Annotated in this window: 13 protein-coding genes; 1 reads left to right on the forward strand and 12 read right to left on the reverse strand. The window is 69.5% G+C overall.

The window, feature by feature from the left end; genetic code table 11:
• Positions 1 to 132: 132 nt before the first annotated feature.
• The 12 genes from ACG01O_RS17565 to ACG01O_RS17620 form a co-directional block, all read right to left on the reverse strand.
• The gene (locus ACG01O_RS17565; RefSeq protein WP_394386597.1) at positions 133 to 1,314 is read right to left on the reverse strand and encodes a glycoside hydrolase family 5 protein; all 1,182 of its coding nucleotides are present in this window, start codon (positions 1,312 to 1,314) and stop codon (positions 133 to 135) included.
• A complete protein-coding gene (locus ACG01O_RS17570; RefSeq protein WP_394386598.1) occupies positions 1,311 to 2,882 on the reverse strand; it encodes a GH39 family glycosyl hydrolase in 1,572 nt (523 codons plus the stop codon). Before ACG01O_RS17570 ends, ACG01O_RS17565 begins: the two co-directional genes overlap by 4 nt.
• Positions 2,879 to 4,480, reverse strand: a complete 1,602-nt coding sequence (locus ACG01O_RS17575) for a family 43 glycosylhydrolase (RefSeq protein ID WP_394386599.1) — start codon at positions 4,478 to 4,480, stop codon at positions 2,879 to 2,881. Before ACG01O_RS17575 ends, ACG01O_RS17570 begins: the two co-directional genes overlap by 4 nt.
• Positions 4,477 to 5,919 (reverse strand): MFS transporter, encoded by a 1,443-nt coding sequence (locus tag ACG01O_RS17580; protein ID WP_394386600.1) that lies wholly within the window; start codon positions 5,917 to 5,919, stop codon positions 4,477 to 4,479. Before ACG01O_RS17580 ends, ACG01O_RS17575 begins: the two co-directional genes overlap by 4 nt.
• Entirely contained in the window at positions 5,916 to 7,283 is a 1,368-nt protein-coding gene (locus tag ACG01O_RS17585) for a GH1 family beta-glucosidase (protein WP_394386601.1), read from the reverse strand. Before ACG01O_RS17585 ends, ACG01O_RS17580 begins: the two co-directional genes overlap by 4 nt.
• A gap of 21 nt (positions 7,284 to 7,304) precedes the next feature.
• Positions 7,305 to 8,561 carry a GDSL-type esterase/lipase family protein gene (locus ACG01O_RS17590; RefSeq protein WP_394386603.1) on the reverse strand — a complete coding sequence of 419 codons (1,257 nt, stop codon included), beginning with the start codon at positions 8,559 to 8,561 and terminating at the stop codon, positions 7,305 to 7,307.
• Positions 8,558 to 10,921, reverse strand: coding sequence for a glycoside hydrolase family 95 protein (locus ACG01O_RS17595; RefSeq protein WP_394386605.1), 2,364 nt, complete (start codon positions 10,919 to 10,921; stop codon positions 8,558 to 8,560). The genes ACG01O_RS17590 and ACG01O_RS17595 overlap by 4 nt, the downstream gene beginning before the upstream one ends.
• Complete coding sequence (locus ACG01O_RS17600; protein WP_394386606.1) at positions 10,918 to 12,561, reverse strand: DUF5597 domain-containing protein; 1,644 nt, start codon at positions 12,559 to 12,561, stop codon at positions 10,918 to 10,920. The genes ACG01O_RS17595 and ACG01O_RS17600 overlap by 4 nt, the downstream gene beginning before the upstream one ends.
• Before the next feature lie 84 nt (positions 12,562 to 12,645).
• Positions 12,646 to 15,636 (reverse strand): TonB-dependent receptor, encoded by a 2,991-nt coding sequence (locus ACG01O_RS17605; protein ID WP_394386607.1) that lies wholly within the window; start codon positions 15,634 to 15,636, stop codon positions 12,646 to 12,648.
• Between the two features lie 127 nt (positions 15,637 to 15,763).
• On the reverse strand, positions 15,764 to 17,080 hold the full coding sequence (xylA, locus tag ACG01O_RS17610; RefSeq protein WP_394386608.1) for a xylose isomerase: 1,317 nt from the start codon (positions 17,078 to 17,080) through the stop codon (positions 15,764 to 15,766).
• Positions 17,081 to 17,090: 10 nt separating this feature from the next.
• Positions 17,091 to 18,575 carry a xylulokinase gene (gene xylB, locus ACG01O_RS17615; protein ID WP_394386609.1) on the reverse strand — a complete coding sequence of 495 codons (1,485 nt, stop codon included), beginning with the start codon at positions 18,573 to 18,575 and terminating at the stop codon, positions 17,091 to 17,093.
• Positions 18,575 to 19,807 (reverse strand): ROK family transcriptional regulator, encoded by a 1,233-nt coding sequence (locus ACG01O_RS17620; RefSeq protein ID WP_394386611.1) that lies wholly within the window; start codon positions 19,805 to 19,807, stop codon positions 18,575 to 18,577. The genes xylB and ACG01O_RS17620 overlap by 1 nt, the downstream gene beginning before the upstream one ends.
• Positions 19,808 to 20,065: 258 nt before the next feature.
• Here ACG01O_RS17620 and ACG01O_RS17625 point away from each other — a divergent pair, with 258 nt between their 5' ends.
• Positions 20,066 to 21,601, forward strand: coding sequence for a tryptophan halogenase family protein (locus ACG01O_RS17625; protein ID WP_394386613.1), 1,536 nt, complete (start codon positions 20,066 to 20,068; stop codon positions 21,599 to 21,601).
• Positions 21,602 to 21,622 lie beyond the last annotated feature (21 nt).

Genomic DNA, 21,622 nt, shown 5'->3' on the forward strand with positions numbered 1-21,622 from the left:
TTTCGGCGCAATTATCACGAAGAAACACGCGATTAATGCGCGAGTTTTCCATTAGTTGCGAAAGAAGTAGTTAAAAAGAAGCCGCCCCGTCGAAACGGGGCGGCTTCAGGGGGAGCGCGCGGTGCGGCGTGTTCAGCGGGCGGCGTTCACCAGGGCCTGGACGAGCGCGGGGTACACCACCTCGCCGGTGTTGCGGTCGAACAGCCCCATGCTGTGGTTCTCGCGCGCAGCGCCGGCGTCCCAGTACACGGGCACCAGGCCGTGCGTCCAGGCGGAGCGGGCCACGTAGCCGTTCCACGCCAGCCGGTAGGACTCGGCGGCCGCGTACTCGGTGCGCCGAATGGCGCCGAACTCGCCCAGGAGGACCGGCACGCCTTGGTCCACGTACTTGGCCTTCATCTTCTGGAATTGGGCGTCGATGTGGGCTTCGTTGCCCCAGGTCTCGGTGGCCTGGGGGTCGGTGGCGCCGGCACCCCACTGCCAGATCGTGCTCTTCTCGTTGAGCGCGAAGTTGTAGGGGTCGTAGAAGTGCACTTCCATCATCAGCCGGTTCTTGGCCGTGTCGGTGGGCAACACCGCGAAGGCTACGGTGTGGTCGATGTTGGTGTTGAAGCCCTGCACGATGAGGTGGCGCACCGCGTTGTTGCCGCCGGTAGCGCGCACCGCGTTCACGAACTGCTGGTTGAAGCCGTTCTGCACCGCGACGTTTTCGGCCTTGGGCGTGCCGTAGTCGCCCTCCACCATCACCTCGTTGGTGCCGGCGAACAGCAGGGTGTCGTCGTAGGCCTTGAAGTGGTTGGCGATCTGCATCCAGAACGTGGTGATGCGCGCATTGGCCACGGCCTGCGCGGCGTAGGTGGGCTGCATCCAGCCGCCGTCCCAGTGAATGTTGATCAGGGCGAAGAGGCCCGCCTTTTGCGCGTAGCCCACCACCTCGGCCACGCGGGCCAGCCAGGTCGCGCGGATGACGTCGTTGGCGTCGGCGTACTGCTTCCACGACACGGGAATGCGCACGGTTTTGAAGCCCGCGGCCTTGACCGCGTTGAGCAGCGCCTGCGTGGTGGCCGGGTTGCCCCAGGCGGTTTCGCCGCCGATGGCCTCCAGCGCGTTGCCCAGGTTCCAGCCTGCGCCCATCAGCGCGCTGAGCTGCAGGCTGGTGAGGTCGCGCATGCCGGAGGGGGACGGTGCGGGGGCGGGTGCCGGGCTGGGGGCCGGTGAAGGCGCCGGGGCGACGGCGGGCGCGGCAGACGCGGCGCCGCCACCGCCACAACCGCTCAGCGGCACCAGCGCAACCAGGGCGTGGCGGCGCTTCATGCGGCCACCTTCGTCAGGCTCAGGCGCAGCACGTCGTGGCTGCGCAGCTTCAGCGTCACGGTGGCCGTGCCGCTCGCCCCCACGCGCAACTCGCGTTGCGTCTCGGGGCGGTCGGCGGTCAGGCCTTGCAGCGTGGCCCGTTGTTGAGCGTTCAGCATCTGGGGCGATCCCATCTTCAGGTAAGCGGTGTGGGCGTCGTTGGCCTCGAAGCCGGTGCGGTGCACCGCCAGCCGGTAGCGGCCTGGGGGCAGGTGGCGCAGCTCGACGGTGGCCGTGCCCGCATCGCGCGCGGGCTGGGGCTTGCCGAAGTAGCTGCGGTTGCTCACTGGCTGGTCGGGTGTGCGCCAGTCCCACACCAGGGCTTGCAGGCCGTGGCCGTCGGTGGCGGCCCAGGTGTGGGCATCCGTCGTGGGCACTTCGCGCCCCTGCAGGGCCGCGAGGTACTTGTAGGCGAACCACACCGGCTTGCGCACACCTTCACGCGTCATCAGGCCAAAGCCGCCGTGGAAGGGCGCGTCCGGCGGGCCGGGTTCCTCGAACAGGTCGCTGTAGACCCAGTAGCTCATGTGCTGGGCCAGGCCCTGCGAACCCTTCAGCTTGGTGAGCACGTAGGCGGCGCTCATGTAGCTGTCGTGCACCCGGTCGCGCGGGTTGTAGCTGGTGCTCCACTCGGTGAAGAACAGCGGCAGGCCCGGCAGGTGCGAGGCCTCGATTTCCTTGCGCACGCGCCGCACGTCGCCCACGATGGCGTCGGGCGAGGGCGAGAGCTTGCGGTCCTCCTGGCCGAACTCGTCCAGGAAGCCGCCGTCCACGCCGTAGGTGTGCGTGGTGATGAAGTCCACCGGCGAGTTCGTGGCCTGGGCGTGGGCCAGGAACTCCGGCACCCAGGCCGCGCCCGCGGTGGCCGGGCCGCCCACGCGCAGGGCGGGGTCGATGGCCTTCATGGCCTTCACCGTGCGGGTGTAGAGGTCGAAGTAGGCCTGCTGGTCCGCCTTCTCCCAGAAGCCGTCGAGGTTGGGCTCGTTCCACACCTCGAAGTACCAGCTGCGCACCTCGGCCGCCCCATAGCGCTGCAGGAGGTGGCGCGTGAAGGCTTCGATCAGCGCCACCCAGCCGGTGGGCTCGGGGTGGGAGGTGTTGCCTTGCCAGTAGAAGATCTTGAGGTCCGAGGTCTTCAGCGCCAGCGGCGTGAAGCCCAGCTCCACGAAGGGCTTGATGCGCCGGGCCAGCAGCGCGTCGTAGAGCTTGTCGATGCCGCTGAAGTCGAACACCAACTGGCCCGTCGCGTCACGCGTGACGGTCTTGAACACATCGTGAAAGATCGCGTGGAAGCGCAGGTAGCGAAAGCCCAGTTCGTCCACCGTCGTCTTCAGCTGCGCGAGCGAGTCGTCGCGGAACAGGGTGCCGGGGTAGTCGGCGCCCACGCAGTGGTCGAAGAAGCGGTCCAGCGGCTGGGTGGCCTGCGCCAGGTCCAGCACGATGCGGCGTGACGCGGGCCGGGCCGGCTTGGCGTGGGCCATCAAGGGCAAGGCGGCCGCAGCGGCCAGCAGGTGTCGGCGAGAGGTCATGCGGGCAGCCCCCGGTAGGTGAAGTGGCGAAAGCGCGCCTCGCCGGCCCCCGCGCTGAACAGCGCGATGCGCAGGCTGACGAAGCCGCCGAAGACGTTGTGGTGCAGGCCCGAGACTTCCATCTGCCAGGGGTGTTGCACCCACGTGGCGCCGGCGTCGAGCGAGTAGCGGAAGGTGAGGACGTGGTCTCGGTTGGTGAGCTGGATGCGCACGCGGCGCGTGGTGCCCGCGGTGAGCGGGGGCAGGGCTTCGCGCATCCACGCGTGCTCCTGGCCGTAGCCGTAGGTCAGCCGCTGCGTGGGGCTGAAGCCGAGGCCCACGTGGCCGCGCTCGTCGTAGAACAGGCCCAGGCCGGCGTGGCCGTCGCCGGCGATCTCCACGTCCACACTGCATTCGTAGCGGCGGTCGCCGTTGATGCACACCAGCGGCGAGCAGTCCGCCAGCGATTTGCCCTTGCCGCGCAGGGCCAGGCTCCCGCCCTCCCAGTGCAGGCGTTGCAGTTCATCCGGCCCCGGCGCATGAAAGCTCCACTGCGTGCCCATGCGGGGCTGTGCAAAGTCGTCGGACAGCGGCACCCCGGCCGGGCCGCGGCGGCCGCCGCGCGGGGCCGGCAGCGGTCGCGCCAGCGTGCCGCCCTTGGCCCGCGGCCAGCCGTCTTTCGTCCACTCCACCGGCTCCAGCAGCGCCTGCCGGCCCAGCGTGCGAAAGCCGTTTTCGTAGCCGTGATAGACCATCCACCAGTCGCCCGGATCGCCGCTCGGGCCCTCCACCAGGCTGGCGTGGCCGCGCGACCACCACGGCTCGTCCGCGCTCGTCGTGCGAACGATGGGGTTGTGCGGGCAGTGCACCCACGGCCCGTGGATGGAACGCGAGCGCGCCACCGTCACCATGTGGCTGGTGGGCGGCCCGGCCGTGCCGCCCACGGCGGAGACGAGATAGAACCACTCGCCCCGCCGCAGCAGCTTCGGTCCTTCGGGCGCGAACATCTCCACCACCCAGTCCTTGGGGTACTGCCAGGGTTGCCAGGCGTGGGCCTCCAGCGGGCCGTCGGTGGCAAGGCCGTCGTCGCGCAGCCGCACGCGGCGGCCGCCGTTCACGAACAGGTAGCGCCGGCCGTCTTCGCCCACGGCATGGCCGGGGTCGATGCAGCCTGGGATCTTCAGGTCGATGGGCGCGCTCCACGGCCCGCGGATGTCGCTGGCGTGGATGACGTAGATGCCGGTGCCGGCGTCCTGCAGCACGGGGATGTAGAGGTAGTAGCGGCCCGCGTGCTTGACGAGGTCCATGGCCCACACGGTGCCGATGTTTTCGGTGAGTGCAGCCGTCACCGGCGTCCAGTTCAGCAGGTCGGTCGAGTGCCACAGCACCGCGCCGGGGTAGGACTGGAAGGACGAGAACGTCATCCAGTAGTCCGCACGATCTTTGAGGATGGTCGGGTCCGCATGGTCACCCGCCACGATGGGGTTCAGGTAGGTGCCGTTGCCGAGGTCGGCCCGGCGCTGACCTTCCACCCCGGCCGCCGTGTGTGGGGTTGCCGCGGCGGGCACGCTGGCCGTGGCCAGCGCCAGCTGCAACGCGTGGCGGCGGGACAGGCTCATACCGTGCCCCGCTTGGCTTCCAACTGCCGGCGGATGTCGGCCATGCGGGCTTCGGTCAGCGGGAAGCGCAGCACCGCGGCCAGCGCCATCACCAGGCCGATGACCGGAATGCCCGACAGCAGCGCGCGAATCCAGAACAGCGCCTCGGCGGTTTGCGCGCCTTCGCGGTGGGCGTCGAAGCCGGTGAACTGCAAGATCCAGCCCGAGGCCCCCACGCCCAGCGCGATGCCGACCTTGGAGATCCACGACTGGCAGGCCGAGAACGAGCCCTCGCGGCGCTGGCCGGTTTCCAGCTCGTCGTAGTCCACCACGTCGCCGATGGTGGCGCCGTACAGCGTCCAGAAGCCCGCGCCGGTGAAGGCCACGAAGCCGCAGGCCAGCAGCTGCAGGGCGGGGTGCTCGGGGTCGTAGAACCACCAGTCGCCGATGAAGGCGCCGATGGCCAGCGTCAGCACGCAGGCCAGGCCGGTGCGCTTGCCGTGGCGGCGCGCGATCCACGTGAAGAAAGGAATGCCGGCGAAGCCGAAGCCCATGCCGGCCAGGCCCATGGCGGTGTTCCATTTCGTGGCCAGCGTCACGTCGCCTTGGCAGACGTAGTAGACGGTTGCGTAGTAGCCCAGCGCGCCCACCATGGCCGTGCCGATGCTGTAGGCCAGCGACATGGTGAGGATGGTGCGGAAGGGCTTGCAGCGCAGCGTGCGCCACAGCGTGTCGGCCAGCGGGATGCGGGCCTGCGAGTGCGACACCAGCTTCTCGTAATAGCGCTCACGCACCAGCAAAAAGATGGCGATGGACACCGCCACCATGATGGCGCCCAGGATGGCGCAGTAGGTCTGCGCGCCGCGCAGGATGTCGGGCTTGCCGTTGGCGTCGTGGAACCAGGCCAGCGTGGTGAACTGCGCGGCGAAGAACATCGCCAGCTCCGGCCCCTTCTGGATGGCCGCGCGCACGGCCATCACGCTGGTGCGCTCGTGGTAGTCGGGCGTCATCTCCGCGCCCAGGCTCACCCACGGCATGTTGAAGCAGCTCATCACCGGCACGTAGATCACCATGCTGAACAGCATGAAGAGGAAGTACTGCGTGTCGGTCCAGCCCCGGCCCACGGCGAACATCAGCGGCAGGCCGATGCCGGCGAGCACGCCGCCCACGAGGATGAAGGGGCGGCGGCGCCCATAGCGCGTGCGGGTGTTGTCCGACAGCCAGCCGAACAGCGCGTCCGAGCCGGCGTCGATGACGATCTTGATCGCCTGCACCGTGGAGATCAGCCCCGGCGCCACGCCCAGGAAGATGTTGAACACGTGGAAGGCCAGCGAGGCGTAGAGCCAGTGGCCCCACATGTCCAGCACCGAGCCCAGGCCGAAGCCGATCTTCTGCTTCAGCGGCAGGCGGTCGGTCGCGGGGGCCACCGCGGCGCTCAGGGGCGGGGCGACGGCGCTCACAGGATGGTCCTCGTGCGCATCACGTCGGCGTAGTAGCGGGCCGAGAGCTTGGGCGTGCGCTGCAGCGTCTCGTAGTCGCAGTGCACGATGCCGAAACGGCGCTGGTAGCCATCTTCCCACTCGTAGTTGTCGATGAAGCTCCACAGGAAGTAGCCGTGCAGCGGCACGCCGTCGGCAATCGCGCGGTGGGCTTCACGCAGGTGGTTGCGCAGGAAGTCGCGGCGGTGCAGGTCCAGCACCTCGCCGTTCACCACGGGCTCGTCGTTGTAGCCGCAGCCGTTCTCGGTGATGTAGAGCGAGGTGTGGCCGTACAACTCGGCACAAAAGCGCGTGGCCCAGTAGATGCACTGCGGCGCGATGTGCAGCCAGGGGCTGTCGGCCTTGGGGTAGTTCGCCGGCAGGGGCACGGCTTCCCAGGCTTTGTCGGAGGCACCCGCCTTGGGGGCGCGCACGTAGGTGCCGGTGTAAATGTTCAGGCCCAGGTGGTCGGTGGGCCGGCTGATGAGCTCGAAGTCGCCGGGCAGCACCTCGGGCGCGTCAGCCCCGGCGCGGGCCAGGTAGTCGGCCGGGTAGTGGCCGGCGTGCATGGCACCCAGCACGTGGGCGTTCTTCTCCAGGAACCAGGCTTTCGCGGCAGCGATGTCGGCCGGCGTTTCGGTGACGGGGATGCAGACGTCGCAGTTGTCGGTGAGGCCCACCACGGCGCCCGCGCCGCCGAACTCGCGCACCGCACGCACGCCATGCCCGTGGCACAGCAGCGCGTGGTGGAAGGTCTGGTTCACCACGGCCTGCGGCTCTTTGCGGCCCGGCGCCTTGGTGCCGTAGCCGTAGGCCAGCTGCGTGAAGCAGCGGATCTCGTTCATCGTGATCCAGTGCTTCACCTCGCCGGCAAACGCCTGCACCACGGTGTCGGCATAGCGGGCGAAGGCGTCCACCGTCACGCGCGAGGTCCAGCCGCCACGGTCTTCCAGGCTTTGCGGCAGGTCCCAATGGAACATCGTGACCCAGGGCGTGATGCCGTGGCGCTTCATGCTCGCAAACAGCCGGTGATAGAAGTCCAGGCCGGCGGGGTTGAGCTCGCCGTCGCCGTTCGGGTAGATGCGCGGCCAGGCCAGTGACAGGCGGTAGTGCTTCACGCCGAGCGACGCCATCAGCGCGAAGTCCTCGTCGAAGCGGTGGTAGTGGTCACAGGCCACGTCGAGCGTGTCGCCGTCGTGCACCTTGCCGGGCTGGCGGGCGAAGCGGTCCCAGATGGATTCGCCCTTGCCGTCGATGAAGGCGGCGCCCTCGATCTGGGCGGCGGCGGCGGCCACGCCGAACACGAAGTCGGCGGGGAAGGGGCTGGCGTAGGTCAGTGCGGTCATGGGGTCAGGAGCGGGGCGCCGTCAGGGCGCGAGGAGAGAGTTCAGGGTCGATTCCAGGCTGCGGGCCCAGATCGCGTAACCGGCCGGGCTGAGGTGCAGCCAGTCGGGCAGGATGTCTTGGGAGAGCGTGCCGTCCGCGTTCATCAGGGCGGGGCCGAGGTCCAGGAAGCGCACCTTCTGCCCATCGGCCAGCGCGGGCAGCAGCGCGTTGATCTTGGCGTTGTGCCGGCGGGTCAGGTCGTCGGGCTTTTCGCCGCGCGGGAAGAGGGCCAGCAACAGCACGGTGGCCTGCGGCTGGCGCTTCTGGATCTCGGCCAGGTTGGCGCGGATGCCGGCGACGGTGAGCGCCGGGTCTTCCAGCCGGTCACCGGTGTTGTTGGTGCCGATCATCATGACGATGACCTTGGGCGCCATGCCGTCCAGTTCGCCCTGCTGCAGGCGCCACAGCAGGTTCTCGGTGCGGTCGCCGCCAAAGCCCAAGGCCACGGCGTTGTGTTGGGCGAAGCGCTCGGCCCAGACCTGCTTGCCCTCGTTCTCCCAGCCTTGGGTGATGGAGTCGCCCAGGAACACGAGGTCCACGCGCCGGCCGGCTTCCCGGTGGGCTTGGATTTCGGCGAGCTTTTGCGCATGGCGCGGCAGCCACCACTGCACGGCCCAGGATTCCTGCAGCCGCTGCGGCGTGACGGACTGCGTGCGGTAGTCCGGGCAAGCGGTGGTGGGCTTGCCCGTCTTGTTGAAGCGCAGGCGGCTGATCTGCACCTCGCCGCTGCCCGTGCCCTCCAGCGTGAAGGGCGTGGGCACGGCGGAGAAGTCGTCGCCCTCGCGCCAGAAGCATTTCAGCGCGAACGACAGGTGCTGCGGGCCCTTGCCGATGAGTTCGCGGCCAGCGAACAAGAAGGGCAGCTTGCGCTCGCAATCCTTGCCGCAACCCAGCTTGAACTTCATGCCACCGTGGGCGAGGTCGATCACGTTCAGGTCGAACTCCACCGTGCCTTGAGCCAGGTAGGGGGTGAGGTTGATGGGCTTGCCGCCTTGCCAACGCAACTGTGCGATCCAGGAGTTGCTGAACTGCAGCGTGAGCGTGCCGTCACCGGCCCGGCGGGCCGCCACGTGGCTGTTGGGCACGCGGGGTTGCGCCGGCTTGGGCACGGTCACGCGGTCGGCGGCCAGCAGGGCTTCGCCTTCAAAGTCGGTGACGGCGATCTGCCAGCGTTGGAGGTCGAGCGCTTGGGTGGCGAGCGGCAGGGCTGCCAGCCAGGGCAGGAGGAATCGTTTCATGGGAAGTTCAGCGTGCGGGCTTGGCCCGGTTGGAGGTGCAGGTCGATGACGCGTTCGCCCACGCGCAGGCGGCCGCCGCCCGCGCCGGCTGCGGCGCGCACCGTGGCGCGGGTGACGCGGCCCTGGGCCCAGGCGATGTCCACCACGAAGCCGCCGCGGGCGCGCAGGCCGCGCACCTCGCCCTGCGGCCAGGCGGCGGGCAGGGCGGGCAGCAGGTCGATGACGCCGTCGTGCGACTGCAGCAGCATTTCGGCGATGGCGGCGGTTGCGCCGAAGTTGCCGTCGATCTGGAAGGGCGGGTGGGTGTCGAACAGGTTGGGGTAGGTGCCGCCCTGGTTCACTTCGCCGCCCTCGCGCGCCTTGCGGGCGCCGGGTGGGGCCAGCAGATGGCCCAGCAGCCGGTGGGCGCGCTCGCCGTCGCGCAGCCGGGCCCACCAGGCCATCTTCCAGGCCATGGACCAGCCGGTGCTCACGTCGCCGCGCGCCTCCAGCGTGGTGCGCGCCGCCGCCGCGAGGGCCGGCGTGCGGCCGGGCGAAATCTGCCGGCCGGGGAACAGCGCGAACAGGTGGGACACGTGGCGGTGCGTGTCCTGCGGGGTGTCCAGCACCGGGTCGTTCAGCTCGGTGGGCCATTCCAGCAGCTGGCCCCAGCGGCCCACCTGCGGGCCGGCGAGCCGGTCGCGGATGCGCTCGGCCTTGGCCTGCACGGTGCGCTCGCCCAGCAGGGCGGCCGCTTGGGCGAGGTGGTCGAAGTGGTCCCACAGGATCTGCTGGTCGTAGGCCACGCCGTCCAGGATGGGGCCGTGCTCGGGCGACCAGCCGCTGGGGGCGACGAGGCGGCCGTCTGGCGTTGCCTGCAGCCGGTCTTCCCAGAACTCGCCCACTTCCTTCAGCACGGGCCAGGCCTGCTCGCGCAGGAAGCGGCGGTCTTGCGTGAAGGCGTAGTGCTCCCAGAAGTGGCGGGCGTACCAGGCGTTGCCGGTCAGGTTCCACAGGTAGCCCTGGGCGCCGAAGGGGTTGGTTTCGGTGCGCAGCGTCCAGCCGCGCACGGGGCGGCCGTCCTTCAAGAAAGTTTCGATGGGCGGCTGCACCGAGTGATCCCACGGCGGGGTTTCCGGCGGCAGCGCGGCGGGGTCGTTCAACGCGAGTGCGGCGCGTTCGGCAACAGGCCGGCGCCACTCGGGGATGAGGCGCTGCACGAAGCGGTGCAGCGGCCGCGCCGCTTCGGCCAGGTTCGTCACCTCGGCCGGCCAGTAGTTCATCTGGAGGTTGATGTTGGAGTGGTAGTCGCTGTTCCACGGCGGCTGCAGCGCGTCGTTCCACAGGCCTTGCAGGTTGGCGGGCAACGAACTCCGCGAGCTGCTGACCAGCAGGTAGCGGCCGAACTGGAAGTACAGCGCTTCCAGTTCCGGGTCGTGGCCCTGCTGGCTGTAGGCGGCCAGGCGGGCGTCGGTGGTGAGCGCGCGGCGCTCGGGTGGGGTGGCGCCCAGGTTCAGCTGCACGCGGCCCAGCAGGGCGCCCACGTCGCGCTCGTGCGCCTGGCGCAGTTGCGGCCAGCGCGGGGCGGCGGCCAGTTGCTGCTCCACGCGCGGCAGCGGCGGCTGGCCGTCAGCAAAGCTGGTGCCGGCGGCCAGCAGCACGGTGAGCGCGGTCGCGCCTTGAAAGCGCAGCGTGCTGCCCTCCACCGCCACGGTGCCGCCTTCGTTCACCACGCGCAGCTGGCTGGCGTAGGCCAGGCCGTTGGGCAGTTGGCCCACGGCGGTCAGCGTGTGGCCGGCGGCGCTGAGCGTGGCGCCGTGCCGGTCGGTCAGCGCGAGGCGGCCGCTGTAGGCCCCGGGCTGGTTGGCGGTCAGCCGCCAGGCGATGACTTGCGCCGGGTGGCTGGCCAGAGCCACGCGCTCGAAGCGCACGCCGCCCAGGGTGTAGCTCAGGCGGTTCACCGCGCGGGCGAGGTCCAGCGTGCGGCGGTAGTCGGTCACGGGCGCATCGGCGCCGTCCAGCGTGAGCACCACGTCGCCGAAGGGCTGGTAGGCGCCCATCGTGTGCCGGTCACCCGTCCACAGCGTGATGTCGTTGAACTGCAGCCGGTCGCGCGCCACCTGGCCGAACAGCATCGCGCCCAGCCGCCCGTTGCCGATGGGCAGGGCCTGCTGCTCCCAGCCCTGCGCCGTGTCGGGCGCCGGCGAGGCGTAGTGCAGCACGGGTTCGGCCGCGTATGAGTTGAGCGTGGCCGAGCCGACCAGAATGATGGCGGCGCGCAGCAGCCGCCTCCTCCAGCGGCCGCCGTGGAACCGGCTCTGCCGGGCCACCAGCGGCGCCCCCTCGAGGGGGCCGGCGAAGCCGGTAGGGGCGGAGCTCATCTCGTTCGGCCCATCGTCACTTTCAGCATCACCGGCTCGGCCGGCAGGTTCAGCCCCCAGTCCACCTGGTCGCCGTTCCACACGCGCTCCATCACCCAGCGTCCCTGGGCGTCGAAGCGGCCTTGCTCGGCGCGCAGCATCAGGCCCTGCGTGCCTTCGGCTGGCTCCAGGCGCACGCGCACGCGGTGGCCGATGACGATGAACTCATCCGGGCTGATCTGCGCGAACGCGGCGCCGCCGTTGGGTTCTTCCGTGCCCGGCGCGGGCTTGGCGAATTCGCCGCCCCAGCTGGCTTCGCCGAAGCGACCCAGCCGGTAGGTGAGCTTGGCCGTCCAGCCGGGGAAGTTCAGCTGCTGGGGCTGGCGGTCGTCACCCTCGGCCGCGCCCTGCACCTTGCCGTCCCATGCCCACTGCGCCCATTGGCGCTGCAGGGGCGCGAACATGCGGTACACGCGCTCGAAGGGCTCCACCAGGGCCTTGTCGGTGGCGGTGCTGCCCAGCGGGTGGTTGCTGTAGTTGAAGTAGTCGATGCCGAAGGGCGAGATGCCGATGGCCCCGCGCCCCAGCATGGCGTAGATGAAGCGGGCGTAGGCCGGCTTGGTGCCGAACTCGGGTACCCACAGTGGGTTGTCCGGCCGCTGGAACAGCCGCAGGTTGGCTTCGATCTGGGCGGACTCGGGGCTGTAGAGGTCGGGGCCGACGATGTCCACCGCCGGGGCGGCGGCCTTGTAGATGTCGATCACGTCCCAGCTCGGGCCGCCGCTGGAGAAGTTGTTGGCCCAGGGCTTGGGCGGTTGCTCCAACGGGTTGCGCAGCGCGTTGTTCACGTACATCGGCAGGTCGTACACCGCGCGGCCGGCCTGGGCGATGTGGCCGATGTAGCGGGCGATGGCCCAGGCGTGGAAGTACTCGTCGGCGTAGTCGCCATACACCTCGCGCCAATTTCCGGTGGCGGCCAGCTTGGGCTTTTGGCGGGCCAGCACTTCGGCGGGCACGGGCTGCTCGAACGCGGCCTGCGCGGCCGGGGCGTGGTCACGCGCCAGGCCGTAGGTGCCCACCTCGTTTTCCACCTGCACCATCAGCACGGTGCGTTCGGTGGCGTCGATCTTCTTGAGGTGCGTCATCAGCGCCACAAACGCGCGCTGGTCGTGTTTCAGGGTTTCGGTGCCGAAGGGGCTGAGGCAGTAGCTGGCCTTGCCGTCTTTGTCGCGCATCGCGGGAAAGCGCTGCGGCGCGAGCTTCACCCACGCCGGCGTGTACTGTGCGCTGGTGTTCTTCCAGGTCGCGAACCACAGCAGCACCAGGCGCTTCTTCTGCTGGCGGGCCTGCTTGACGAGCGTGTCGACGAAGCTGAAGTCGAAGCGCCCCTCCTCGGGCTCCACCTGCTCCCAGGCCACGGGCATCAGCACGGTGTTGGCGTGCAGGTCGTTCGCCGCAGCCCAGACGCTGGGCAGGGCGGCAGGGTAGTTGCTGGAGTTGTGCGCCTGCGCGCCCAGGATGAGGAAGGGCTTGCCGTCCACGAGCAGCGCGTGGCGGCCGTCGCGTTGGACGAGGCGGGGGGCTTCAGCGGCCTGGGCCGCCGGCAGGGCGAGCAGGCCGGCCAGGGCCGTGGCCGCCGCGAGGCAGGAGAAGGGCTTCATCGGGGCTCCGCAATCGGGTTACCGCAATCGGGTCTCCGCACCCAAGGGCCCGGCGCCCTTGCAGGCGCCGGGCCGGTGCGACGGTCAGAACGTGTAGCTGGCCTGCACCGAGTAGCGGCGGCCGGTGTAGTTCACACCACGCGTCATGAGCCCGATCTGCTGCTGCATCAGCTGGCGGGCCAGCGCATTGTTCAGGTTCTGGCCTTCCAGGCTCAGGCTGAACTGGTCGCTGAAGCGGTAGGTCACGCCGGCGTCCACCTGGCCGTAGGCATCGCTCCAGGTGGGCAGGGCCCAGGCCACGCCGGTGCCGTTGGCCAGCTTGCCGTCACCGCCGTTGGTGCCATTCACGTTCACCCCCTGCAGGTACTTGGACCGCCAGCTGTAGGCCAGGCGGGCCGAGACGGGGCCGTGGTCGTACAGCAGCGCCAGGTTGTAGGCGTTCTTGGACAGGTTCATCAGCGGCAGGTTGCCGAAGGTCTTGCCGTCGGTGTCGCAGCCGTTGATGTTCAGGTTGAGGTTGGCCGCGTCGGTGCTGGTGCCGGCGCAGTAGGCGCTCAGGACCGGGTCGTAGGGCTTGGTCTTGCTGTCGACGTAGGTGTAGTTGGCTTGCACGCCGAAGCCCGAGAGCCAGCCGGGCAGCATGTCCAGGTAGCGCTGGAAGGCGATTTCCAGGCCCCGGGCATGACCCTTGGCGCCGTTGACCGGGGAGGTGACGGTGAAGTTCACCGGCTTGCCCGCGCCGTCCAGCAGCTGCACGTTGGCCGACTGCTTGACGATGACGTCCTTCAACTCCTTGTCGAACAGCGCCACGGTCAGCGAGCCGGTCTTGGAGAAATACCACTCGCCGGTCAGGTCCAGCTGGTTGGAGCGCACCGGCTTGAGCAGCGGGTTGCCGTTGGCCTTGCCGGTCAGCGCCACGTTGTCCACCACGATGGTGCTGCCGGTGGTGTGCTGCGTGGTGTCCAGCGACAGCGAGGTGTAGGCCTGCATGTCGGAGAAGTCCGGGCGCGAGATGGCTTGCGCGGCCGCAAGGCGGAACTGCAGCTGGTCGCTGGCCTTCAGGCGCAGGTTCAGGCTGGGCAGCACGTTGGTGTAGGTCTGGCCGGCGTCGATGGCCTTGGAGAAGGACGTGACGCTCGGAATGGCCACGCCGCCCAGCGTCTGGCCGGGCTGCAACGTGGGTGCATTGCTCTTGAACACCGTGTAGCCGGCGGCCTTCATGTCGGTGCGCACCACGCGCAGGCCGACGTTGCCGTCCACCGGCAGGGGCTGGTCGTCAAAGCCGAAGCGCAGCTGGCCGTAAACGGCCTGCGTCTTCTCGTGCTGGGCGTTGGTGCCTTGCGGATCGGTGCCGAAGGTGGCGGGCGTCCAGGCGTCACAGCTGCCCCAGCCTTGGGCGGCGGCTTGCTCGGCGCACAGGATGTCGTGGTACTTGTGCAGTTGCGCGTAACTGTTCGGGTAGCCCTGGGCCAGCGACACGTCCGGCACGTAGATGCTGGGCACGCTCTGGCCGCCGAAGAAGTTCTTGAACTGGTGCAGCTGCACCGGCGCGTTGAAGCGCGGGTCGTTCAGGCGGGCGAGGCCCGAGATGTTCCAGCCCTGCTGCCAGGTCTGGGTGATGGCCGACCAGTTGTAGCTGGGCGAGGAGTTGATGGTGGTGGCGTTGCGGTCGGTCAGGCGCACGCCGAACTGCAGGTCTTGCAGCACCTTGTCGTCGAAGTTGAACTTGGCGTCCGCGCGCCAGACCTTGGAATCGGCCTTGCTCTTGTCCAGGTGTTCCATCGTGAACGCCCAGTAGTAGTTGCCTTTGTTCTGCAGGGCGGCGAGGTCGGAGGCATCGAACACCACGCGCGGGATGGAGCCCGACAGGTCCAGCGTTTCCTTGGGCATCTGCAGGCCGGTGGCCACGGTGGAGTCGAACGCGCTGGTCTTGGACTTCACCAGTTGCAGGTCGGTGCTGAAGCTCCAGCGGTCGCTGGCCTTCCACTTCAGGTTCCAGCCCAGGTCGCGGGTGCGGGAGTCGCGCGTCATGTAGCGCGTGTCAGCGCCGAAGTTGATGCCGCCGTCGGCCGGGTCGGTCAGCGTGCCGGTCAGCAGCTGGCCGTTGCTGCCGTAGGTGGCGCCGCTGCCGATCTGGATGTTGTAGGGCGAGGACTGCGCGAACAGCGCGTTCTCGTCCCAGTGCATCTTGTACTTGGACTCGAAGTAGGTGAGCGAGCTGCTGACGTCGTCCTTCTTCCATTGCAGCGCGCCGTAGGTGCCAGAGCGGGTGCGGTCGAAGTTGGAGTCGCGCCACTGCGCGCCCTTGGGCACCCAGTGCGTGCCGTCCACCTTGTAGTAGGGCTCAACCTGCCAGAGGTCGGTGCGGGTGGTGGTTTGGCTGCGGGCCACGCTCAGCAGCGCGCCGAACTCGCCCGCGTCGGTTTGCCAGCGGTTGGACACCAGGCCCGAAGCGGCCGGGCTCCACTTGCCCTGCAGGTCGTTGTAGTTGCTGCTGACCGACAGCGCGCCCTTGAAGCCGGCGTGGTCGAACGGCAGCGCGGTGCGCAGGTTCACCAGGCCGCCCACGGCGCCTTCCACCTGGGCGGCGGAGGGGTTCTTGTAGACGTCCACACCGGCCATCAGCTCGGGCGGCACGTCCTCGAAGTTCAGCGCGCGGCCGCCGTTGGCGGAAAAGGTGTCGCGGCCGTTCACTTCGGAGCGCACATAGGACAGGCCGCGGATGTTCACGCCCGAACCTTCCACCGAGTAGTGCTCGGGGTCGCCCTTGGCCATGGTGCGATCGATGGTGACACCCACGATGCGTTGCAGCACCTCGGTGACCGACTTGTCCGGCAGCTTGCCGATGTCATCGGCATTGACGGAGTCGACGATCTCGTCGGCCTCCTGCTTGATCTTCTGCGCCGTTTGCAGCGCGGCGCGGCGGCCGCTGACGACGACGGATTCGATCTTCTGCGTCTTGGCTTCCGGCGCGGCGGCCGGGGCGGGGGCGGTTTGCGCCAGGGCCAGGCCGCTGCAGAGCAGGGTGGCTTGAGCGGCGGCCAACGAGATGGCGGTTCGGCGGGGTCGGTTCACTGTGTCTCCTGTCTTTGTGTGGTGGCGCGTGGCCTGTGATTCAGGACTGGTTCGGCGGGAACGGGGATGAAGCAACGCCGCCCGTGCCACGGGGCGGGTTGGAGGGGAAAGAAACGGGGCCTGGGCCTCAACCGCATAAGCGGTTCACGAGGTTCTCCAGCACTTCCTGGCGGCCCGAGACGGGCGCCACATCGGTGTTGCGGGCCAGCACCTCGTCGGCGAGTTGGTCCAGCGTGCAGCGGCCTTGCAGGATGTCCTGGCCCTGCGCGCTGTCCCAGCCGGCGTAGCGGGCGTCCACGGCGGCCTTCAGGCGGCCGTCGGTGATCATCTTTTCGGCCACCAGCAGTGCCTGCGCACACACGTCCATGCCGCCGATGTGGCCGTGGAACAGGTCGGCCGCGTCGATGCTCTGGCGGCGCACCTTGGCGTCGAAGTTCAGGCCGCCGCTCCCCAGGCCACCGGCCTGCAGCACGTGGTACAGCGCCAGCGCCGTCTCGGGCACGTTGTGGGGGAACTGGTCGGTGTCCCAGCCCAGCTGCGGGTCACCGCGGTTCATGTCCAGGCTGCCGAGGATGCCGAGCGCGCCCGCGGTGGCGATCTCGTGCTCGAAGCTGTGGCCCGAGAGGGTCGCGTGGTTGGCTTCGATGTTGACCTTGACTTCCTTCTCGAGGCCGTAGCGCACGAGGAAGCCGTAGACGGTGGCGGTGTCGAAGTCGTACTGGTGCTTGGACGGCTCGCGCGGCTTGGGCTCGATGAGGATGGCGCCCTTGAAGCCGATCTTGTGCTTGTACTCCACCGCCATGTTCAGGAAGCGGCCGAGTTGGTCCAGCTCCTGGCCGATGCGCGTGTTCAGCAGGGTCTCGTAGCCCTCGCGGCCGCCCCACAGCACGTAGTTCTCGCCGCCGAGCTTGAGCGTGGCGTCCATCGCGTCGCGCACCTGCAGCGCGGCCATCTTGAAGAGCTCGGGGTCGGGGTTGCTGGCCGCACCCGACATGAAGCGGCGGTGGCTGAACAGGTTGGCCGTGCCCCACAGCAGCTTCAGGCCCGTGGCTTGTTGCTTCTCGCCCAGCAGGTCGACGATGCGCTGGAAGTTCTCGTGGCTCTCGCGCGGCGTGGCGCCTTCGGGGGCCACGTCACGGTCGTGGAAGCAGTAGTAGGGCACGCCGAGCTTCTGGAAGAACTCGAAGGCGGCGTCGGCCTTGGCACGTGCCAGTTCCATCGGGCTGCCGCCCTGGAACCAGGGGCGCTCGAAGGTGGCGCCGCCGAACGGGTCCATGCCGGTCCAGACGAAGTTGTGCCAGTAGCAGGCGGCGAAGCGCAGGTGGTCTTCCATGCGCTTGCCGAGCACGAGGCGGTCCTTGTCGTAGTGCTTGAAGGCCAGCTCGTTTTCGCTGGCGGCGCCCTCGTAGCGGATGGGCGCGATGTGTTGGAAGTAGCTCGTCATAACGGGAAGGTCAGGCGCCGCGCAAGCGGCGGTAGAGGTCACGGAAGCGCGCCAGGCGGGGGGCCAGGCGTGCGTGGCGTTCGGGGGTGGGGGAATAGGTGGCCGCAACAGGCGGGCGGGTGCAGACCTGTTCGACCTGGCCGCCGGTGGCGAGCGCGCCCAGGCGGGCCGCACCCAGCGCACCGCCTGCTTCGCTGCCGGCGTGCACCACGATCTCCACGTTCAGCGCGTCGGCAATCAGCTGTGCCCAGAACGGGCTGCGCGAGCCGCCGCCCACCAGCGACAGGCGCTGCACCGCGGTGCCGGCGGCGCGCAGCGCGTCCAGCCCGTCGGCCAGGCCAAAAGCCACGCCTTCCAGCACGGCGTAGGTGAGGGCGGCGCGCGAGGTGGCCGCGGTCAGGCCGTGGAAGGTGGCGGTGGCGAACGCGTCGTTGTGCGGGGTGCGCTCACCGGCGAGGTAAGGCAGGAAGATCGGCGCGCTGGCTTCGGGAATGACTGCGCTGTCATTCGCCGACAACAAAGCCCGGGGGTGGTCGTCCAACTCGGCCAGCAGCGTGGCCTCGCTCTGGCCCACGAACTCGCAGAACCAGCGCAGGCAACTGGCGGCCGAGAGCATCACGCTCATCTGGTGCCAGCGCGCGGGCAGGGCGTGGCAGAAGGCGTGCACGGCCGAGGCGGGGTTGGGGCGGTAGCGGTCGTTCACCACGAACAGCACGCCCGAGGTGCCCAGCGAGATGAAGCCGTCGCCCGGCGCGACGGCGCCGATGCCGATCGCGCTGGCGGCGTTGTCGCCCGCGCCGCCGGCTACCACCACGTCAGGGCCTAGGCCCCAGGCGGCGGCGAGTTCCGGCTTCAACACGCCGCTGGGTTCGCTGGCTTCCACCAGGCGCGGCATGTGGGCGCGGCTCAGCCCGCAGGCGGCCAGCAGCGCGTCAGACCAATCGCGGCGGGCCACGTCCAGCCACAGCGTGCCGGCGGCGTCCGACGGGTCGGACACCTTCTCGCCGGTGAGTTGCAGTCGCAGCCAGTCCTTGGGCAGCAGCACGCTGGCGGTGCGCGCGAAGACCTCGGGCTCGTGTTGGCGCACCCACAGCAGCTTCGGCGCGGTGAAGCCGGGCATGGCGAGGTTGCCGGCGATGGCCTGCAGTTGCGGTGCGGCGGCTGTCAGCTCGGCGCACTCGGCATGGCTGCGGCCGTCGTTCCACAGGATGGCCGGGCGCAGCACGGCGTCGGCCGCGTCCAGCAGCACCGCGCCGTGCATTTGCCCGGACAGCCCAATGCCGCGCACCGCGGCGAACGCTGCCGGATGGGCAGCGCGCAGCTGCGCCACAGCCGCTTGCGTGGCCTGCCACCAGGCGGCGGGGTCTTGCTCCGACCACAGCGGCTGCGGGCTCTGCCGCGTGAGCGGGTGGCCGGCGGTGCCGACGATGCGGCCGGTGTCCGCCAGCAGCAGGAGCTTGACTTCCGAGGTGCCGAGATCGATGCCCAGGAACATCAGACGGCCTCCTCGGCATCGGTGGCCACGGTGCTGCTGTCGGCCAGCGGCAGTGTGGGGCGGGTCAGGCGATAACGGGCCAACGCCGCGGCGCCCACGGCCACCGCGTTGGCGCCGAACAGCGAGACGCGCACGCTCGGCGGCGGCAGGTTGGCGGCGGCGGCGTAGTCGTTCAGCGTGGTGAGTGCGGGTTGCAGGAAGGGCTCGCCCAGCTCCACCACCGAGCCCCCCAGCACGATGGCGCCGGGGTCGTACGCGGTGGCCAGGTTTTGCAGCAGCACGCCCAGGTAGCGGCCGGCGGAGGCCACGGCCTTCAGCGTGTCGGCGTCTTCATCCACCAGGTGCGCACGCACCTCGGCCAGTGAGCGCAGGGCCGGTGCGGCGTCGCTGCCGCCCAGCAGGGCGCGCGTGGCAATCAGCGCTTCGGCGCAGCCGCGGCGGCCGCAGGAGCAGCGCGGGCCGTTCAGCTGCAGCACCATGTGGCCCACCTCGCCCGCGAAGCCACGGCTGCCGGTGAGCAGCCGGTCGCCCACGATGACGCCCGCACCCAGACCCTGGTTGATGGACACGTACAGCAGCGGGTCGGCATCGGCGGCGGGGTTGAATTCCATCTCCCCCAGTGCGGCCACATCGGCTTCGTTCTGGATGAAGAGGGGCACGTCGGCGAGTGCGGTGTCGTGCAGTTTGTCGGCCAGCAGTTGGCCCACCGGCACATCGCGCCAGCCGAGGTTGGGCGCGAAGTGCAGCAGGCCGCGCGCTTCGTTCACGCCACCCGGCAGGCCCACACCGATGCCCAGCACCTGTTGCGTGGCTGCCAGTTGCTTGCGCAGCTTGAGCAGCGCCGTGGCCAGCGTGCCAATGCAGGCCTTGGCGGTGCGGCTGGCGCCGTAGCTGGCCACCGTGCTGGCGCGCACCTCGCCCGTCAGGGAGGTGGCCACCACGCGCACCTGCTCGATGCCCACCTCGGCACCCAGCAGCAGCAGGCGGTCGGGGTCGATGAACAGCGGGGTGGGGCGGCGGCCCAAGTCGCCGGTGGCCACCACCTCGCGCTCGACCAGCCAGCCTTCGGCGATGAGCTCGCGCGTCAGGCCGCTGACGGTGGACTTGGTCAGGCCCACGGCGCCGGCCAGGTCGGCCCGCGACAGGCCCGGGTGGGCACACAGGTGCCGCACCAGCGCCATGCGATTGATGACCTTGAGCAGCTGTTGGCTGCCGGCGGCTTCGGCCTGCATGTGTCTCCTTGGTGTGTGGGCTCGGGCGCCGCTGCGGACGCCTGAGGCCTTGTTGTGAAATTCATATTAGTTCGACCAACGAACGAAGTAAATAGGGTGAAAGCACCTATCCGAAGCGCCCATGCCTCACCGAAGATCGCGCCGCCGCCCCGATGCCCGGCTTTGGGGCGCGCTGCCGCCTCATCTGCACCACGCGCGCACTTCACGCGTGCTGTGCCTGTCCTGTCTGCTGCCCCGTCTGCCGCCATGCCCGCTGAGATGTCTGCTGATCCGTCGCTTCGCAAGGTCGTCATCGTGGGCGGTGGCACCGCGGGCTGGATGGCCGCTGCGCCGCTGGCCCAGCGTTTCGAGCGCGCGGGCGCGGGGCGCTGCGAGGTGGTGCTGATCGAGTCGCCCGACATCGGCACCGTTGGCGTGGGCGAGGCCACGCTGCCGCCGATCCGCGCCTACAACCGCACGCTGGGGCTGGACGGTGCGGACTTCGTCAAGCGCACGCAGGGCAGCTTCAAGCTGGGCATCGAGTTCAAGAACTGGGGCCGTGTGGGCCACCGGTTCTTCCACGGCTTTGGTGACTTCGGCCCCGCCATCGAGAACCGCGCGCCCTGGCAGCACTGGCTGCGCCTGTCGGCCGTGGTGGACGGCTTGCCGAGCTACGAAGACTGGTCCACCGCCACCGTCATGGCGCACCAACACCGCTTCACGCCACCGGTGGAGGGCCCGCCGTCGGCCGCCAATGCCTATTCGTTCGCGTACCACTTCGATGCCGGGCTCTACGCGGCCTACCTGCGCGAGTACGCCACCGCGCGCGGCGTGCAGCGGCTGGAGGGCCTGATCGTCGACGTGGAGCTGCGCCCCGAGGACGGCTTCGTGCAGGCCGTGAAGCTGGCGGACGGCCGGCGCATCGAAGGCGACTTGTTCATCGACTGCTCGGGCTTTCGCGCGCTGCTCATCGGCGGGGCGATGCAGTCGCCCTTCGAGGACTGGAGCGCGCTGCTGCCCTGCAACAGCGCCCTGGCGGTGCCGAGCGAGCGCCTGGGCCCGTCCTCGCCGCTCACGCCCTTCACCACCTCCACCGCGCACGCCGCCGGCTGGCAGTGGCGCATTCCGCTGCAGCACCGCACGGGCAACGGCCATGTGTACTGCAGCCACTTCATCAGCGACGACGAAGCCGCCGCCACGCTGCTGGCGGGCCTGGACAGCCCGGCGCTGGACACGCCGCGCCAGCTGCGCTTCACCACCGGGCGCCGCAAGGCCGGCTGGGTGAAGAACGTGGTGGCCATCGGCCTGGCCGGGGGCTTTCTGGAGCCGCTGGAAAGCACCAGCATCCAGCTCATCATGGACGGCGTGGGCCGCCTGCTGCAGCTGTGGCCCGACCGCCAGTTCAAGCCGCACTTGGCGGCCGAGTTCAACCGGCTGATGGCGCGGCAGTACGAGTCCACGCGCGACTTCATTGCGCTGCACTACAAGCTCACCGAGCGGCGCGACAGCGAGCTGTGGCGCTACTGCGCGGCCATGCCGATTCCGGACAACCTCGCGCACCAGATCGAGTTGTTCCGCGAGAGCGGCCGCGTGGCCATCTTTGACCCCGACAGCTTTGCCGAGCCCTCGTGGGTGAGCCTGTTCCTGGGCCTGGGCGTGCGCCCCGCGAGCCTGGACCCCGCCATCGATCAGATCCCGCCGGAAGCCTTGCTGCAGCACTTCGTGCGGCTGCGCCAGGCCATCCACCAGACCGTGGCCGCCGTGCCGGACCACGGCGACTACATCTCACGCCATGTGAGAGCCGCACCCCTCTGAAGGCATTCGGAGACAACCAGA

The organism is Pelomonas baiyunensis (assembly GCF_043555935.1).
In the GTDB taxonomy this organism is placed as follows: Bacteria; Pseudomonadota; Gammaproteobacteria; order Burkholderiales; family Burkholderiaceae_C; genus Pelomonas; species Pelomonas baiyunensis.